This window comes from Duncaniella sp. B8, assembly GCF_005304985.1.
In the GTDB taxonomy this organism is placed as follows: domain Bacteria; phylum Bacteroidota; class Bacteroidia; order Bacteroidales; family Muribaculaceae; genus Duncaniella; species Duncaniella muris.
Map to the genome: position 1 here is coordinate 1,117,061 of NZ_CP040121.1, position 18,623 is coordinate 1,135,683.

Sequence of the window (18,623 nt, forward strand, 5' to 3'; positions counted from 1 at the left end):
CATACGGTAAGGCACTGAAAACCTGTTGATTTTTCTTTGTCAGAAGAGCGACAGCTGGGCTTCGTTGTCATTGGCCGGTTTGCGGGGAGGTTCATGATAACCGAAATCCGGATCGTCATGCTTGCCTTCTGAAAACCATTCGGTATTGTCGAGCGAGCTGTCTATTTTCACTTTTCGCGGGCGGCCTCTTCTTCGCTGCTGGCTCTGCTTCTCCGGAGCCTTAGGCGCGTCATCGAAGCCTATTTCAAGGCCCTGGTCGGCCGGACGGGCATATTCAGGAGCTGATTCCACGGCAGTGGCGGTGGAGTCAAGTTTCGACTGAAGTTCCTTGATCTGTTTGCGCAGACGCATCTCACTGTTGGCCTGGTTGTAGAGGTTTGTCTCTATGGTGCGGCGAAGTGATGCGTTAGATTCCTGAAGTTCTGCAATCTTGGCATCTTTCCGGGCTTTGAGTTCTTCAAATCCGTCGAGTTCTTTCTGTATATGCTCCACGGCCTGAAGCTGCTCCTGCTGCATTGTCTCAAGTTCTCGACGGGCCGCGGCTGCCTGATTGCGGAGATCGTTGATCATGTTGTCGCTCATCGAAGTCTTGACTTCGAGCTGCTCGCGCAGAGTCGACTGACGGGCGGCTTCCTCACGGAGCTTGCCGCACTCGGCTGTGAGTTCGGCTATCTTCTGATCGCGCTCGGCTATCAGGCTTTCATGTTCAGCAATCCGGCGCTCATGTTCCGCTAACAGTTCCTCACGTGCGTCCGGGCTTTCCATGACCTCCGCTTCGGTCTGAATATCATCACCACCTGCGGCTTTCTTCTGTTCTTCCTTTTCAGCCACGGTAGCTTCCAGCTCCTCAATCCGCGACTTGGCCTGGGTTAGTTCCTCTTCAAGCACGCTGGGCTTACGGCGACTGTAGAACCGCTCTTTTTCTTCGGCCTGCTTTGCAAGCTGCGATTCCAAATCGTTGATTCGGTCAAGCAGGGCGCGCTTCTGGCGGTCGACACTCAGCTGCAGTCTGCTATTTTCTTTGCGGAGAACAGTCATGGCATTGTCATCACCTTCAAGCTCCGAGATGCGGGCTTCGAGCCGGCTTTTCTCGTCCTTCCATTGGTTGGCAGATGTGCGCATGGCCTGTTCGGCCTGCTCTCTGAGACGGCTGTCAATGGATTCGATCAGAAATTTGCGCTGGGCTTCGGTGTCGAGACACTTTTTGATGAAATCAGGCTGTGCACTGTTGAACACCTCGATCACGGCATCGAACAGAGCGGCCGGAAGAGCGGCGTTGTCCGCAGTCTCGACAGCCGTAGCTGCAGCCACGGCAGGCATAGAAGCGTTGTCCGCACTGGCAGCCACAGCCGTTTCACGCGACGGCTGTGCCTGCCGGGAATCTCCGGCGGCATATGTGGGGACGGTGGGATCATAGTCCTCTTCTTCCTCCTCACTGTCGGGCGAAAAGCCGAATGCCCGACGCAGAAGTGTCATCATTGACATATTTGCACTGTGGTTTTACCGGTTTTAAGGTAGTTGACTTAAAGGCCGAGGTATTGATAATTGAACGGCGGAGGTGGCCTGAGGCTCTGTGAAGGAATGCCACTCCATTGCAAAGTTAACTGAAAATTTCCAAAATGCCACACAATTGCGGTGGAAATACCCTCCTGGCGCAAAAAAATGACTAAATTTGCATTGCATTCAATCTATCACGCACTGTATTCATCCAGACCATGAAAAAAATCATTCTGTCTCTGATCTCAGCATTCATACTGCCTGCCGGGATGGCCGGAGCCGATTTAAAGGCTGCCGATTCTGTTCCTGACCTGCGTTGGGGCGACCTGGCCGACGGGACATTTGCCAACCCGGTGCTCAACGCCGATTATTCCGACCCTGACATCATCCGTGTTGGCGACCGCTTCTACATGACATGCTCGGAGTTCCATTTTATGGGCATGCCTATCCTCGAATCGACCGACATGGTCAACTGGCGCATTATAGGCCGGGTATATGACCGCATCGACCTGCCTGGCTATTCCGATATGTCAAAATACGCCGAAGGCACCTGGGCTCCGGCGCTGCGCTATCACGACGGAAAGTTCTATATCTTTGTCTGCACTCCCTACGAGGGTCTGTTCATGACCACCGCCACTGACCCCGTCGGTCCCTGGGAACCCCTGCACCTGGTCAAGGGCATCGAGAAGTGGGAAGATCCATGCCCTTTCTGGGATGACAACGGCGAGGCCTATCTGGTGCGCAGCCGTCATCGCGCGGGGCCTATAATCATCCACCGCATGAGTCCTGACGGCCGCAGCCTGCTCGATGAAGGCACTACGGTCTACAAAGGTCCGGTGGCAGAGGGTCCGAAGATGTTCAAAAAAGACGGCTATTACTACATCAGCATTCCTGAAGGCAGTGTCAGCACTGGATGGCAGACCATTCTTCGCTCAAAGGATGTCTATGGTCCATATGAGTCACGCCGTGTCCACGAAAAAGGCTCGACTGACATCAACGGTCCTCATCAGGGCGCGCTGGTAGATACTCCTGACGGTCAAGAATGGTGGTTCTACCACTTTCAGAACGCCGGTACCCGCGGGCGCGTGATACATCTGCAACCCGTGGAATGGCACGACGGCTTTCCGGCAATCGGCACCGACTATGACGGCAACGGTGTCGGCGAACCTATGAAGATCTGCCGCAAGCCTGCCATAGCTGCAGACTGTGTCCCCTCGGCTCCGCAATCGTCTGACGATTTCTCCACACCCTCTGTCGGGCTGCAATGGCAGTTCAACCATAATCCCGACACGGCTTACTATTCTCTGTCAGCCCGCCCCGGATGGTTTGAGATAAAGCCTCAGCCTGCCGACATCCTCCGCAATGCTAAAAACCAGCTGACCCAGAAGCTCATGGGCTACCGCTCAGAGGCTACAGTGACCCTCGATTTCAGCGCCATGACTCCGGGTGAACGTGCCGGCCTGGAATGTATCGGCAAGCAGTTTCACGGTGCGGGTATCATGATCGGCGGCACTGCCGGAAAGCCTGCGGCATCGCTTTATGTAGAAGCCGACAGCTCAGTAGTGTTCAGCAGACCTCTTTCGGCCTCCGAACTCCTTGACGGACAGCAGCAAATCTTCCTGCGTCTGACTGCCGACACCACCTCTGATGACTTCCATTTCAGCTATTCACTTGACGGCAAGAGCTACGCACCGCTGGGTGAGCCATTTGCTGTGCAACCTGGGTTCTGGAAAGGTATCCGTCCAGGCATCTATGCCTACTCAGTCAGAGATGCGGCACAACCGTTATCACCGGCCCCGACCTCAGGACGGGTCTGGTTCGGCAACTTCATCTATCGCCATGACGGACCGGCCGGAGGGCTTGAATAGATGGTTCAGCCATCACCCAATGACCGGTTTCCGTCCACCACCGAAACAGAATCAGCCGACAGCCTAATTTTCAAGACCGTCGGCTGATTTTATTGTAGCAGCTGATTAGAATGAACGCCGCAGCTACGGTTCAGACTATCATCTCCGCAACATTTGACGCAGCCATGATGGCAAGCCAGGAATAGCGGCTCATTCCGAACGTCAGACTGACAGGCGAGACTACAGCATGGCCTATCCTCTTCATAGCCTTCGAAAATTCATCGCGGACATATGTAAAAGAATATGCCTTACCCTTGCGCTGCAACATCGGGAATATGTAAGGATTCCCGGCCTCGGCATATCTGCGCACTATCGCCATAGCCTTTTCACCGAGCTTCACCTCAACGGCTTTGCCCTTCAGACGCCGTCGGTATGAAAGGACATCGCCACGGAGATTCTCCACCCTGAGATTGGCCACATCGACAAGTTCCAGCCCATGAGCATAGAAACAGAACATGAACACATCACGCACAAAGGCCAAGTTGCCTTCTGACGACAAGTCTGCATCTGCAATTTTTCGGATCATGGCGGCATCAAGCGACTTCATGCGGGTGCTTTTCTGACTGTGGTCCACACTGATGTCCACATTGGCCGGCCAATTGAATTCGAGATCAGTCAGCCCGGCCTCCCTGGCCTGATTGAGCACCGACCTCAGTCCGCGCATATAAAAAGACACGGTCGACGGCGCCACACGGCGGCCCTGAAGATAACGGCTATAGTCCATGATCAGATCCGGACTGACCTCACTTACATGCACCTCCGCTCCGCCAAGAAACCCTGACAGACTGAGTCTGAGGCTACGCAAAGTATTGGCAAAACCCTTTCCCTGAAGCCGATATCCGGCTATCAGCGAATCGATATATCCCAGCAGAAGACTGCGGTCAGAGTCTTCCGGCCGCGGAGCCTGAGGCTCGAAATCATCACGAAAGTCACGGCCTACGGTAGCAATATCGCTTTTAATAGGGAAATGCTCTCCACAACTCCTGATCCGGTCAAGATACGGATTATCTCCGGCAAACAATCGGCGACTCTCATCGGCCACCTCATCAAGAGTCACCTGCCCTCGGCTCTCGGACAGATGCTCGATAACACAATAGATACTCTTCAGATCGCAGACAATCTGCCGGCGGGCCGTAAGAAGCACACGTTCATCAGCCCCTCTGACCACACTTGTGACATTGCGCTCAGCCGACCCCTCCCGGATCACATAATAGACCGCCCCGGCCACACCCTCAGTCCGCGACTTTCGAAATCGAGCCGTAATCGAAAACATTCAGAGAATTATCTAATTTATAGCTGATGGGATACTCCGGACTTTTGAGTTGAGGACTTCGCCGACTTTGTAGACGTAGCGGGAAGCGTCGAGGAAGAGGTTAGAGTTGACGCCGTTTTTGCGGTAGGCCTTGAGGTGGTCTGAGAGGATGCGCAGGTGGCTTTTGAGACCGGAGGTGGAGGCGCCGCCGGTGCGCATGGCCACGCAGTCAAGCGGGATGTAGCGGGTGGGGATGCGCTGGATGTAGATCAGACGAAGGAGGTGTTCAAAGTCGGCGGCAACGCGGAAGTTGATGTCGAAGCTACCGTGGCGGTCGTAGACGCTCTTGCGGCAGTAGAAGGTGGGATGGGCGGGCTGGAAGCCGAGTTTCATCATCCAGGGGCGGAAGGTGCGGGAGGAGTAGTAGCGGACACTGCGGCTGAGATCGGAGTCGTCGACGTAGTGGACGTCGGCATAGACGGCATCGATTTCCTGATCGGCGAGTTCGGCTGCAAGGGTGGCTACGATGGTGTCGGCGGTGAAGAAGTCGTCGGAGTTGAGGATACCGATGATGTCGCCTGAGGCCATTGCGATGCCTTTGTTCATGGCGTCGTAGATGCCGCGGTCGGGTTCGCTGACGTAGCGCAGACGGCCTTGGTAGAGAGGTTCAAGTTCACGGACGATGTCCATTGTGTTGTCTGTGGAGGCGCCGTCGACTATGATGTGTTCGATCTGTGTGTAAGTCTGTCGCAACACTGACTCCATTGTGTCGCGCAGTGTCGCACCGCTGTTATAAGTGGCGGTGATGATGGAGATTTTCATTGAGGTTAAATATTGTGTGTGATCAGCAAGTATGAAGAAATGTGTATTGGCAATGAGGGAGAAGGGTGACGGGGGCGGTGGCGTTTTAGAGGCTCACGCCATATTCTTCGCGAAGCAGGCGGGTGATTTTTTCGGGGTCGTTGCCACATTTGCGCTTGATTTCATAGACTTTGGCATCGACAAGAGTGCGGTACCACCAGCCTTGTATGAAGGTGAAGATGAAGCCTTCCTTTCCATCGCGCCATGCGCCTTTGGCGAAGTAGCGGTAGAGGAAGTAGGCAAACGATCGCCAGAACAGCGGCTTGCGGGCATAGCTGTGTTTCTTCCGCCGCTTGCTGCCGGCCTGGGTGTTGATCACGCGGCCTTCATCGGACTGTGCTGCTCCAGTGAGTCCGATTTCGATGTCGATCAGGTCGGCGGCCTCTCGGACTGCGTAGTTGACATGTTTGTGGCAGAACCATGAGAGATTGTTGAGGTTATGATCACAGAAGTCGTTCTCAAAGCAGATGTTTTCACCTTCATCAATCTGAATGTGTTCGTCCATCAGACGCTGTTCGCATTTGCCTTTGCCGAATCTGAACAGGCGCAGAAGAGTGACGGGATAAATGCCGTGTTTCATCCACCGGTCCATGAATATGTGGCGGCGGTTGAACGAGATTCCGGATATATTTTCCGGCATGTCGGGCAGTTTTTCTTTAATTTCCTCGATGAGTTCCGGCAAGAGGTATTCATCAGCATCCAGCCGGAGCACCCATTTACCGGTAATCGGGGCGTTTTCGAGTCCCCAGTTGAACTGATAGGCGTAATTGTTGACCCATTTGTTCTGGAGGATTGTGACATTCGGGTAGCGTTTCGCTATCTCAAGCGTCCGGTCGGTTGAAAAACTGTCGATAATGAATATTTCCTTTGCAATAGCCGACACGTTTTTCAAACAACGGTCAATGTGAAGTTCCTCATCCTTTGTGAGGATTATGACTGAAAGATCAAGCATCTTTTATAATACGTTTCTTAATGAATTTCGCAGGGTTTCCTCCGACAACCGTCCACGGCTCGACGTCTTTGAAGACAGCAGCACCTGCTCCAACTACGGCATAATCTCCAATCTTGACTCCCGGACCGACAAAAGCCCTTACAGCAACCCACGCATGAACTCCAATCACTATAGGCCATGATATCATTTCATGTCCAGGGCTTTTTATATCATGAGTCCCAGGGCAAATAAATGACTCTTGCGAAATTGTTGCATATTCTTCAAGAGTAACCATATTGACATTGTACAAATTAACCCTGTCATCAATGCATGCGCCCTCTTTCATTGTCAAAAACCAAGGCGCCCAAATTCTTACAGAGGCATGCACATTTGCCGTTTTATGAAGTTTTGCACCAAACAGTCTTAAAATAAAATTTCTATATGACCGAAAAAGTCTTGTTCCAAACGGACGAAACAGGACATAATACGCAATTGTCCAAAGCAATCTGCCTATTTTATTTCCCAACGAAAGATGATTCTTATATTTTGGAATCTCCATAATAACGTTATTGATATTATGTTACTTTATCATATAAATACAAATTCAGGTTTTGGTGCTATCCCAAGAATCCATTCATATAGATTTTTCATTTTGGTCCCCAAAGCCTCAACAGAATAATTGCGGCGTATTAACTCACGGCCATTTTCGCCCATTGTTTTCAACTTATCTTCCCCCAGCATGTAGGCGCTAAGGATAGTCTGATTTATTGAATTTTGGTCATTTGAAATCCACCATCCGCAATTGTGCTTCGGAAGTTCCTGCCAAGGCATTCCAGTTGATGCAATAACCGGAACTCCATGAACCAATGCTTCTGTTACAATATTTCCAAAATTTTCATAATCTGATGGAACCACCAATATTGACAATGAATCAATCGCAGCATCCTTCTCTTTTCCTGTCAGAAAACCAGCAAACTTGACATTTGATAGGTTCAATCGGCAGACCTCATCATGAAGAAATTTTTCATAGGCGTTATCTCCACCTCCGATTATAAGGAGCTCAGCATCGTCAGGCAATTTTTCTCTAAGATCGGCCATAGCGTAAATCAGGCGTTCAATGCGTTTACGAGGGTGAACACGTCCCAAATATCCTATCCTGAATTGAGGCTTTTCGGGGATCGGTCTGTCGATCAACCCTTCTGTCTCGATTGGGTTCGGAATTACAGCTACCGGATTTTTAAATCCAAGCGCTCGATAGTGTTCCATTTCTTCAATGCAGGTTGCCTGAACTGCCGCCGCATTACACAAAGTATGATCCTGATAAAGTCTACGCATTATCATTTTTAACAACCTTTTATGGGCCAAGGCCTGAGGATAAAACATCCCCCGCAACGTCACTACGTATGGCTTCCGATGTTTCATTGCATATCGGGCAAGCTGTGTTCCATGCAACATCCAGACTCCCTGGACATGATAAAGATCTGCATCTCCGATAGATTTAATTGTCTCATCATATTTAGGCACATAAGCCAATGTGCCATATTTAGGCTGTCTGTAATAAATCGGCTTGGCGGCTTTATCAATAAGCTGGTCTCCGGGGTCGATAGGAGGCATTACGATATCTGTATCAACACCTTTTTCGCGCAAGCCCTTTATTGTAAGCCATGTACTTAAAGCCGGGCCACCAGAATGAACATTCAGATGGCCGGAATGAATTATGTGCATATTTGTCAGAAAATATGATTAATGTATTTAACCTGTTTGATCTGCTCAATGCCCCTATTCAAAACCAACGAGAGAATTAGAGCTAAAATCAACGTTATTATCTCGCAAATAAGGCTGGAATGATGGAAAACTGAATTTTGAAACAAGTCAGATATTGCGATTATGAAAAGGAGTATAAATAAATGGGATACATAAAGCCCTAAGCTTGAAGTAGAAAAACGTTTCAGAATATTTAAATTAAATGCATCTTGAATTTTATGCAGTACAAGAATAATACTTAATGAAATCGCTGATCCTACTAATATTCTCAAAACATAGGCTCTTACTTCGAGTATGCTATAACACCATATACTGGGATTTTTTGTTAGATAAATATATTCATCTCCTCTCCACAGAAATATATAAAGTATGATGCTGAACAGAATGCTAGCTATTATCGCATAACGATTAGGCTTGATATTTTTTAAATTTATATTCCCAAAACAAAGCCCGATACCGAAGAAAGGAGTAGCAAATTTAATATATTCAAACCCAGGAAGTAATAATATAACAATCGAAACAATAATTGTAGAAATAATCACATTTTTTATACATATGGCTGCAAATTCATAAATCATGGAGACAACAAACAATGTATATAGGAACCAAAAAGAATTTAGTATTCCGCTAATACCAAACTCCTGAGTTATACAACCTAAAAAAAAGCCCCATAAGACATTAGGCACCATCAATCTTTTAAATTGCCTTATTATATTTGTCTTCAATGTTCGCTTTTTAAGTTTATTTGAATAAAGATATCCGCTAATTATTATAAATAGTGGCATATGAAATGCATAAATAAACCTATATATCGAACTGGTAAAGGTAATTTCAGAGCAATATTGAAGACAATGCATCCATATTACAAAAAAAATTGCAATCCCTTTGGCCAAATCTAAAGCTGCTATACGGTCCCCCAGTACGTGCTTTTTGTTATAGTTTGCTGATGATCTCATGCAATCTAATGGCCTGAGACCGACAACTGATCTCTGATTTATATTCCAAGTTTTTCTTTTTAGCTGTATCAAGAGTGTCTTGAGATATCAGAAACGGTATCAATTTGTCAGCAAGGTCACTCGGATTTCCAGCTTTAAACACATTACCTCCTTCAGACTCCTTTACAAGGCAATGAGCACCAATTCCGTCACTGACAACCACAACATTGCCTCTTTGAATAGCTTCATTTATTCTTATCCCCCAAGGTTCTACTCTACCAGGAGCAACAAGTATATCTATTTTTGATAAAAGACTTCTGTATGCTTCAGAGTCTAAGACTCCTTCAAAAAGAACATTCTGCGTTAGCCCTAATTTTTCGACAAGCTTCATCAAACGCGCTTTTTCACTCCCATTGCCGGTGATATGACATACATAATTATTGGAACCTCTTTTTTTTAGAATTGATAAGGCGGAAATAAGAATGTCAACACCTTTATAATGTTCCAATAACCCCGGACAAAGAATATGAACTTTATTACAACGCAGATTATTATTCAACGATATTTCAGTGGGTTCATCTGTAAAATAACCAAATGGATAAAAATTCTTAAATCCAAGGCGCTTGAACTGGGAAGCATCCCTCTTACTCCCTCCAGAAAGGCAAATGACGCCATGACTGTTTGACGCAATCTTTCTGGTCTTGAATGGCAATATTGTTGCCATGAAGATGGTTTTCAATATGCGTTTCCACCCCTTTTCAAGATTAAAATATGCCTCCGACATATTGCAATAAGCAACATTCCGAGCAATGGCATATTCAATCAAATGCCTCATTCGCGGAGTGTAAGTAATTCCATTAAAAACATGCATTCGATCATTGTATTGATCTATAATCGCTTCACCTTTAAAACTCCATTCTTTATCCGAGAGTATAATATGATTATCAAATAGCTTTCCGCCGTCTTCCCAGCCCATAGCTTTTCGAGATTCACTGAGTTCTCCGGTTATGACAATTGCTGAGCTATCAATTTTCTCAGCATATTTTTTTAATACGTTTATCATACCTGCACAAGGTATGTTCCACCAAAATACTATTTTTTTCATTCGCTAAGATTAATATCTAAGATCCAGTTTTTCATCTTTGCTATTTTCTATAGAATCATAGAATGCATATAGCGCCAACATCAGATATACAAAACATGACACTAACGATCCGAACATCAGAGATCCTATAAATGACGATAAAGCCGCAATCGAGAATGCGATCCCATAAATTGAATCAACTCTATAGGAATCTTTAAGCACCTGATATAGTATCAAAAAGATCCAACAATAAATTCCTATACCTATTAGGCCAAAATCAACTAATGTTAAAACCAATCCGGATTGAACCGGAATCAGCGCATTACCGATTGTCTGGCCTGGGATATGAAAGGTATATTGGGATGGACCATAACCTATAAGTTTTGATAATATATCAGGGTCAGCAAAATAATAATCCAAAATCACCCTTTCTTGGCGGTCGCCTTCCATCTCATTCTGCGCACGGCCAAAAGAACGGTCATATAGAGCTTCTATAAAATTTTGATCGTCATTATTATTTTGAATCGTATCCGATGACAACATTGAATATCCACCCCAAACGATAAGCGCACACATCAAGTATGGCGCGATCATTCTGATTAAGCCTCCTGTCGGTAAAAACAGGAATATCAACGGAATTGCAATCGCAAAATTCATAATAACCGCTGATGAATATGTATTAATCATTACAAATATGCCGATCAATATGATCAATAGATGATATTTCTTATTGTCAAAGCGGAAATGACCTTGTCCGAACATTACAATCAGAACCAATACATATGGGCACACTAAAAAGCCTAAACTCTTAGGTTCTCCACTTACTCCATATATTCGAGAAACAATTTCCCCTCCGACTTCCGCTAAAGCTTCTAAATTAACCGATCCATTTTGACGAAGTATCGGCATAAATTCAATTCCTGCTTTCAGACACAAATAATGGAGCAATCCAAAACCAATCGCAACTTCCATTGCAAGACAATATGACGGATATGCTTTTCTCACAAATCCACTCGGCATCATACATCCATAAAACAGTAATGCAAATGAAGTTATATAAGTATAATTTGTATTGAACAGCCGCGAAAACTTGCTTATATGCTGGGCATATTCCCCAGAAATCACAAAGGCCAACACGTCACCTAATATCAATATGATAACGAAAAACGACATCAATGGCCTTATAATAGCAATAACTTCACTCTCGCGTTTTTCTGGACCATACATCATAAGACATAACATCATCCCCAATACAATCACTTTTGTTGGCACCCAAATTGTTATCGCAAACTGATAGCATGTCGCAAAAGTCATTCCCCAGAAATACAACTTAAGCAAATTTAACGTCTGGCGTTTGCTGACAAAGTATAATGTCAGCCCTACAAAAGTATAAAATCCGATTTTTTGCAATAAGAACCAGATCATACGGCGATTTCTTTTATTATCCGCATATAGTTTTCAGCAGCACGCCTATAGCTGAACTGTCGTGCATAATCAATTAATACCTGAGATTTTGATTCATGCCGAGAAAGACGAATGATAGCATCTGCCATTTCATCAATCGAAGCAGGATCAAATAGTATTGCATGTCCACCAGCGACTTCCGGTAAAGATGTTATGTTCGAACAAGCGACATTTACTCCCTGTGAAAAAGCTTCTATGACCGGCAATCCAAAACCTTCATACCATGACGGAAAAATCAGACCTCTACTGTTTTTAACAAGAGATTTCAAAACAGCATCATTCTGAAATGGTATGTTAACGATATCATCATCCAATTCTTTTTTTATTTCCGACATATGATCTGCAATAGCTCCAACTAACAACAACTTTGGTAAGTCCGGATTACTTTTACGCGCCTTTTTATATGCCGCTATGAGATTAGATATATTCTTACGCCTCGAAACAAATCCCCACCAAATAAAATATGAGCGAGGAACTCCAAGCCTTTCCAACTGGCCATCTGAAGCTTCACATGATTCATCAAACCATATGGTTGAAATGCCATTATGGATCGTTATAAGTTTATTCTTTACTTTAGGGAAAAATTCGATAACATCTCGCTTTGTATAATCCGAAATTGTGACAATTTTTGAAAATGTCGGCAATATGTATTCCCAAGTCACTCGCCCCCAATATTTAAAAAACAGCGCATGCCGATTTGTACTTATTCCTTTTATAGTCGATAAGTCAGCCAGAGAACAGATTGTCGGGCCATGAAATCCTCTAATGTATTCCGGATTCCCAGGATTTAAGAAACACGCAACATCATTATCAAACTCAACATATTTTAATCCCAAAAGCCGTTTCAACGCTATCACTTTACGAGAATCCTTAAAATATCGGACCTCAACATTGGGTTGGGAATTAATCTCATCATAAAAATCAGCCAAATTTTCCGGCCATGGCCTTAAAGTATAATATAGCTGAAATTGAATTTCAGGGTTTAGCTTTATAAGTTCAAGCATCATTCCCCGGACTGGGAAACCACTCGTAAAAGAAGCAAAACAATCAGCTGAGACTGCTATTTTCATTATATCAAGGAGTTAATACTTTATCTAATGGTGTGGTATAAGTCAGAATCTTGCCAACAACAATCGATATGATTACAACCATAATAGCAATTGTAAGCACTAAGGCTAAATTAACAATAAACCAATCACTCATACGCGGAATGTAGGGGACAAAATAAAAATGCAATATATACACATTCAATGAGTATCTACCTACATACCCTATCCATCTATTACAAGGCAAATTATGTTCAAATTCTTTTATCACAAAGAATGCTATGACAGCACCACAAAGATATCCGCATACATGAAATATAAACGATATGTTAGTTGACTCCATACTATATGCCAATCCGACTAATGCAATACATAGGAAACTACAACTCACCCATTTATTGATATTTTCCATATTATATAATCGTAATACCGATCCAGCTATAAAGCATGGAAAATACCTTGAAAGATATGGAATTACCAAAATATCATTAATACTGTCCGGTGCATATTTTGTAATTGCCAGTAAGGCGATCTCAACGATAATAGCCCCTCCAATCAGCGACCACGTAGTACGGTATATGCCCCAAAATATTATAAACATTAGAAATAGAGCTTCCAAAAACCAATATCCATGTTTACCTGAACTAATAAAAATCTCAATACAATTTTCTTTATAGAACATTGAGGCAGCCAGACAAGCTAAAATAAAGGGTACCAGCAGCCTGGTAAATGCTTTTTTCAAACTATCAATAAGATTGATGTTCTGCTTATATGCCAACCATCCGCTACACAAAAAGAAAATCGGGACATCAAGTTTGCACAAGAATTGAAGTCCGATATCTTGTGGCGCTCCAATATGCTGCATAACCACCAGAATCATCGCAATTCCTTTAGCGACATCTATGAACGTTTTTCTTTCCATTGCAATATTGGTTTCATCAAATACTCGCCATACAAGGATATGAATATCGGTATAACCCGATAAACCCGATGGTTTGGAGTATAATAATTTTTAAAGAGCGACTTGTAACGGCGCATGGCTATACCAACCGAGCAGATGTTTTCTGCTGTTGCATTTTTCAATGCCAGCATCAATTGATTCAAGCCTAAAAAGGTATAAAGTCTGGCAAGATATCTTTTATCAACGATCTTCCAACGGTTATTACCCTGTTCAATGGCAGTCAACAACTTCTCGGAAGCATTGATAAGTTTATCTGCAGGATGTCGACGCTTGCTCAGAGAAGAGACTCCATTCCGATGTTCATAGTGGTAGTCCGGACTATCACTTAGCCTGACTGACTTAACATATCGCAAATAATTCAATACAAACAAATGATCCTCATGATAAGAAAGAGTCTCGTCAAACCGAAGTTTATATTGTTCGATTATCTCCCTCGAAAATAGCTTTGCTATCGGAAAACCGTTTTCCGGCAACCTATATTTGACTATAAGGTCAACATCATTATCAAGATTGATATTTTGACCGTCTTCATAAGAAAATGAAACAACAGAGTTTCGTTGGTCCGAATAGTCATTTATCACATTGCCATAAACCACAGTGTCATCAGCAGAACTCCTTTCTATCAGGTTCTGCAGATAAGACGGATTTACCCAATCATCACTGTCAACAAACACTACATAACGACCTTTGGCATTATCCAGACCAATATTCCGGGCATGGCTGACACCGTTGTTTTCACTATGTATCACTTTGATACGTTGATCCTTTTCGGCATATTTATCACAAATAGCTCCCGATTGATCCGGAGAACCATCATCAATCAATATCAACTCCCAAGCCTTAAAACTCTGATCAATGATGCTCTTAATACATTTGTCTATGTATTTTTCGACACCATATACAGGGACTATTACTGAAACTTCAGGCATAGTGATTTTATCTTGTTAAAATTAAATGTCCAGTACAGTCCACACCTGGAAAGAATTTTAGCCAAGCAGAAAGAAATAGCAATAACAATAATAGATAATGATATATATATATCAGCCATATATAATCGCCACAATTATCCGGCGAAATCTCAAGATAATGAGATAACAGCACCTCCAGAATCAAAGATTGGAGGATATAAATCTCAAGCGTAAAGCGCCCCAATACAGAAAGACGCTTAATAATTTTGATTTCTGCTGACTCAAAAAGGATCTTAAATAATCCCAAAATGGAAATTCCACCGGAAATACCAATAATTACCTTATATAACTGTATATAATATTGGTCAATCCAATTATCTGATAACATCAGGAACATGTCAGGATAAAGAATGTCTTTATCAAAATAATGCAGTAAAAATAAAAAAACAATAAACGATACAATTGTGATTATAACAGTCTGTTTCTTTGATTTTACAAATATATCTTTGACAAACATACCAGCCATTAAGCTTGGAAGCATTACATTTAGCTGAAGAAACCAAAGATAAGGGATGAAAACCGTGATCTGGCTTAAAATTAGTGAAATAGTCAACGAAAAATACTTATGCCTAAAAATTTGTTGCGGAACAACCAAAAGAATTGTACAGACAAACAGGCTTTTCAAAAACCATAAGCCATACCATAATGCCCTTGAAAATGGCAAATGTCTAACACCAATAGCATTCTCTATGACATAAATAATCGTTATCCAAAACAATGAAGGAAGAATTAACTGACAAAATCGTTTAGTCAGTACTACTTTATAGTTTAGAAGTTTATTATAGTTCAACACATAACCGGAAAGCATCATGAACAACGGCATGTGGAAAGAACATATGGCCACGAACAATGATGATTCTTTATAGTGGTCATCAAACTGCTGAATACAATGTCCGTACACAACTAAAAAAATGGCAAATAACTTGACGATATCAAGCCAGATTATACGCCCAGTAGAATTTATTTGCGATTTATCAATTTCTGAGAGAGCCATGAGCTAATATATAAATCAATGAAAATATATATTTTAAGATATGGATACAAGCGAGTATACGCATTAAAATACAGCCGCCTCATCTCCGCGCGCATCGACTTGCATTTATAATACTGATTGTCAGGATTAAACATAAACGTAGACCATAAAAGCAATTTTCTGAAAGCCTTGCTTCCGGAAAGTTGGCTGCTGATATCAGGATTCTGAAGCGCATATTTATCCAGATAATCTATCGCATCCTTGACGGCATCAAACTTAGCCGGATTAACTGAGCGTGTAACAGACTCTGGATTGCACCGATAGGCGTATAATTCGGCCGATACTGTTCTTATCCGCAGTGGCTTTTTAGTGGCAAGTTCAAGATTAAACATTGTATCCTCTCCAATTCTAAGTCTGTTACAGAATATATCTTTACAGTCTGAAATAATCGAATGTCGATACGCTCCACCACATACACATGAAAGTATTTTACCACTCAATATCATGTCAAGTTGTATAATCCTGTCACCCGGAATGTTTTCGCAGACATAATCATCATTAACATCCATGACTTGGTTAGATTTGACAACTGATTGCATCTTAAAAACAAGGATGTCAATGCTGTTATCAAAACAATCATTTACAATATCCAATGCGCAGGGCGCGAGCATATCGTCTGCGTCGAGAAACATGATCAGATCACCATCTGCCTTTGATAGCCCTTGCCAGCGTGTTTCAGTGACACCCGAATTAGACTTGTAAATATATTTCAATCGTGGATCTGAAAGATAATTGTTTATCAACTCAGCTGAATTGTCTGTCGAGCCATCATCGACAAGAATCAACTGCCAGTCCGTGAATGATTGAGAAAGTACGCTTCTTATACAATCTTCAATATACCGAGAAGCATTATAGACTGGTACAATTATAGATATCATTTCAATCCAAATAAGTGAAGCATTCTCCAAATAATCACCCTAAAAGTAAGCTTTTTAGGATCTGTCATTGACTTCGGATTAATATCCTTGTCGCGCCATGCTCCGGCTACACGATGAATTGCATATACTTTTCTCATCGATGTGTAAAGCGGACGGCAAAAACAATATGAAGGGTAAATTTTGACTCCATTCGTCAATATCTGAGCTTTGTTTTTTGATTTCTCTCGTCTGTCAAGTCCATATTTCAGAGCTATTTCAGATTGCATCTGAGAAATCATAGTCTGATCCATGATAGGTTTGCCATCAGAATTTGTCCCAACAATAAAATGACGATCATTATAATAGTCAAGGCTTTCTTTTATAAATTGGTGCCCCTTAACCGCACCCATAAAATGAGACGTCAGATATACAAATCCATCATTGTCAACCCAACTTTCCTTTCCGATAAAACAATCGCAATCAAGCAGATCATCAATATTCTTAAATAATTCAACATCCGTATCAAACCAGATGCCTCCATATTTATTGATCGCAAACAAGCGAGTATAATCGGCAGCAAAAGCCCATTTACGCTGAGAAATTGCTTCTTTGACAAAATCAGAGTCAATCTCTTTTTCCAATCGAGCCATATCCCAAAGCACAAATTCATATCCAGGTAGCAATTCTTTCCACCGGCAGATATAACGTTCAATATCCTCAGGATATTTGTCTCCGCTAAACCAACTGTAATGTATTATTTTAGGTATCATCTTACAATGATTCGGTAAAATTTGAGGTCGTTCAGTCTTGGCTAAGCCGCTAACTGAGCCAACCGATGGTTTATTTTCTGAATTATTTTTAGATGCGGAGATTTTCCGCAAGTCGAAATAATTGTTGAGGCGAGATAAGATTCAAACATAAGCCGTTTGAACTGCGCTACCGAAAGATCCGGATAATCCTTCCTTATGACCTCTTTGCAGACATTGAGGGCTGTGAAGGAAAGATTGAACGCAAAGTCAAGCCGCTCCCTGTCGCGGGTCTGCTGTGACTGAAGTCCGGTAAACTGCTTGGCATCGCGTATACCGAACTCAATCTGAAAGCGGGTGCGGTAGAAACCGATGATCTTTTCAGGCCTCATGTTGGTGTCGGTAGAGAAGTAAAGAAGAGGCTCTGCGTTTTCAACCGGACAGACCACGATACGGATGTCGCGTTTCAATGCCCTCGAATGTACGACCGCCGTGTGACATCGGGTTTTGTTTCCTTTGGAATCCTCATATATGAATGAAGTGAACACGGATATGTCAAGGCTGGAGAAATCCACTTTCTCTCCATACTTTTTCTTTCTGCCGCGTCTTCGCGGGGCGGAGGAATCCGGTATGGCCAGATACCTCAGATATGAGTTGGCACGTAATCTCCCGACAAATCGAAATCCCATGCCAATCACTTCATTTACAAACTCATATTTGGAGAAAAAGGCATCGGCAACCAGAATATCCGTCAGTGAGAGCAGCTCTGCCGCCTTTGACCTGACAAGTGCCACATACCAGTCAAGCATTGACATGTGCTTCTCGGACTCAAGAGTCTTGAAGTTCGGTGACTGGACAGCACCCAGCATCACGCATGTATGTTTACTCAGACTTATTGCCCCGATCGCCATTATCTCCAGACCGCGTTTGACACGTTGTGCCACCCCTGACCAGAAACGGCCTATGCCATACGTCAGTCTGCCTGCTTTTGAAATGAACGACGGATCGATTGCCACTGCCATGTCATGGGCCGGCCCAAAACAATCCTGCGCCATACCTATGTTGACTTTCATCCAGTCTACGGATGTCTTGAAATTGGAGGCAAAGGTCTTGGCTGTACGACCGCCATAGCGCGACAGCCGGGTAAAATTGACTTTGCCCGGAATCAACGCTACAGTGCGTATTGTTAAAATCAGCCAGTTGAGGAACCTTTTGCTCATCTTGGTTGTAGTATTTTCAAATACCGACTTACACCGAAAGGTGAAGTCTTTGAGAATCGCCAATACGTTCATACGCTAAGTTTTTTTATAATGAACG

At 43.6% G+C, this 18,623-nt stretch carries 17 protein-coding genes; 1 reads left to right on the top strand and 16 read right to left on the bottom strand.

What is annotated here, in order from left to right:
- Positions 1–39: 39 nt before the first annotated feature.
- Positions 40–1,479, bottom strand: a complete 1,440-nt coding sequence (locus FDZ78_RS05020; RefSeq protein WP_136408136.1) for a hypothetical protein — start codon at positions 1,477–1,479, stop codon at positions 40–42.
- A 236-nt stretch (positions 1,480–1,715) separates the two neighbouring features.
- On the opposite strand from FDZ78_RS05020, the gene FDZ78_RS05025 reads away from it, so the two are divergent.
- On the top strand, positions 1,716–3,365 hold the full coding sequence (locus FDZ78_RS05025) for a glycoside hydrolase 43 family protein (RefSeq protein WP_136408137.1): 1,650 nt from the start codon (positions 1,716–1,718) through the stop codon (positions 3,363–3,365).
- A 130-nt stretch (positions 3,366–3,495) separates the two neighbouring features.
- On the opposite strand, the gene FDZ78_RS05030 is transcribed toward FDZ78_RS05025, so the two are convergent.
- From FDZ78_RS05030 to FDZ78_RS05100, 15 genes are all read right to left on the bottom strand, one after another.
- On the bottom strand, positions 3,496–4,677 hold the full coding sequence (locus FDZ78_RS05030) for a site-specific integrase (RefSeq protein WP_124075714.1): 1,182 nt from the start codon (positions 4,675–4,677) through the stop codon (positions 3,496–3,498).
- 12 nt (positions 4,678–4,689) lie between these two features.
- Entirely contained in the window at positions 4,690–5,478 is a 789-nt protein-coding gene (locus FDZ78_RS05035) for a glycosyltransferase family 2 protein (protein ID WP_136408138.1), read from the bottom strand.
- Between the two features lie 85 nt (positions 5,479–5,563).
- Positions 5,564–6,469: a glycosyltransferase family 2 protein gene (locus tag FDZ78_RS05040; RefSeq protein ID WP_107032151.1), complete on the bottom strand. Its 906-nt coding sequence runs from the start codon at positions 6,467–6,469 to the stop codon at positions 5,564–5,566.
- The gene (locus tag FDZ78_RS05045; RefSeq protein WP_136408139.1) at positions 6,462–7,007 is read right to left on the bottom strand and encodes a putative colanic acid biosynthesis acetyltransferase; all 546 of its coding nucleotides are present in this window, start codon (positions 7,005–7,007) and stop codon (positions 6,462–6,464) included. Before FDZ78_RS05045 ends, FDZ78_RS05040 begins: the two co-directional genes overlap by 8 nt.
- A gap of 29 nt (positions 7,008–7,036) precedes the next feature.
- A complete protein-coding gene (locus FDZ78_RS05050; RefSeq protein WP_136408140.1) occupies positions 7,037–8,173 on the bottom strand; it encodes a glycosyltransferase in 1,137 nt (378 codons plus the stop codon).
- A gap of 5 nt (positions 8,174–8,178) precedes the next feature.
- The gene (locus FDZ78_RS05055) at positions 8,179–9,168 is read right to left on the bottom strand and encodes an acyltransferase family protein (protein WP_136408141.1); all 990 of its coding nucleotides are present in this window, start codon (positions 9,166–9,168) and stop codon (positions 8,179–8,181) included.
- A complete protein-coding gene (locus FDZ78_RS05060; RefSeq protein ID WP_136408142.1) occupies positions 9,146–10,252 on the bottom strand; it encodes a glycosyltransferase in 1,107 nt (368 codons plus the stop codon). Before FDZ78_RS05060 ends, FDZ78_RS05055 begins: the two co-directional genes overlap by 23 nt.
- 9 nt (positions 10,253–10,261) lie before the next feature.
- A complete protein-coding gene (locus FDZ78_RS05065) occupies positions 10,262–11,656 on the bottom strand; it encodes a hypothetical protein (protein ID WP_136408143.1) in 1,395 nt (464 codons plus the stop codon).
- Positions 11,653–12,765 (bottom strand): glycosyltransferase family 1 protein, encoded by a 1,113-nt coding sequence (locus tag FDZ78_RS05070; RefSeq protein WP_107032156.1) that lies wholly within the window; start codon positions 12,763–12,765, stop codon positions 11,653–11,655. The genes FDZ78_RS05065 and FDZ78_RS05070 overlap by 4 nt, the downstream gene beginning before the upstream one ends.
- A 4-nt stretch (positions 12,766–12,769) precedes the next feature.
- Positions 12,770–13,663, bottom strand: a complete 894-nt coding sequence (locus FDZ78_RS05075; protein ID WP_136408144.1) for an acyltransferase — start codon at positions 13,661–13,663, stop codon at positions 12,770–12,772.
- The gene (locus tag FDZ78_RS05080; protein ID WP_136408145.1) at positions 13,642–14,631 is read right to left on the bottom strand and encodes a glycosyltransferase family 2 protein; all 990 of its coding nucleotides are present in this window, start codon (positions 14,629–14,631) and stop codon (positions 13,642–13,644) included. Before FDZ78_RS05080 ends, FDZ78_RS05075 begins: the two co-directional genes overlap by 22 nt.
- A gap of 7 nt (positions 14,632–14,638) precedes the next feature.
- On the bottom strand, positions 14,639–15,664 hold the full coding sequence (locus FDZ78_RS05085) for an acyltransferase family protein (RefSeq protein WP_137426185.1): 1,026 nt from the start codon (positions 15,662–15,664) through the stop codon (positions 14,639–14,641).
- Positions 15,631–16,581, bottom strand: coding sequence for a glycosyltransferase family 2 protein (locus tag FDZ78_RS05090; protein ID WP_136408147.1), 951 nt, complete (start codon positions 16,579–16,581; stop codon positions 15,631–15,633). The genes FDZ78_RS05085 and FDZ78_RS05090 overlap by 34 nt, the downstream gene beginning before the upstream one ends.
- Positions 16,578–17,441: a glycosyltransferase family 32 protein gene (locus tag FDZ78_RS05095; protein ID WP_255575972.1), complete on the bottom strand. Its 864-nt coding sequence runs from the start codon at positions 17,439–17,441 to the stop codon at positions 16,578–16,580. The genes FDZ78_RS05090 and FDZ78_RS05095 overlap by 4 nt, the downstream gene beginning before the upstream one ends.
- Complete coding sequence (locus tag FDZ78_RS05100; RefSeq protein ID WP_136408044.1) at positions 17,372–18,598, bottom strand: transposase; 1,227 nt, start codon at positions 18,596–18,598, stop codon at positions 17,372–17,374. Before FDZ78_RS05100 ends, FDZ78_RS05095 begins: the two co-directional genes overlap by 70 nt.
- Positions 18,599–18,623: the final 25 nt, after the last annotated feature.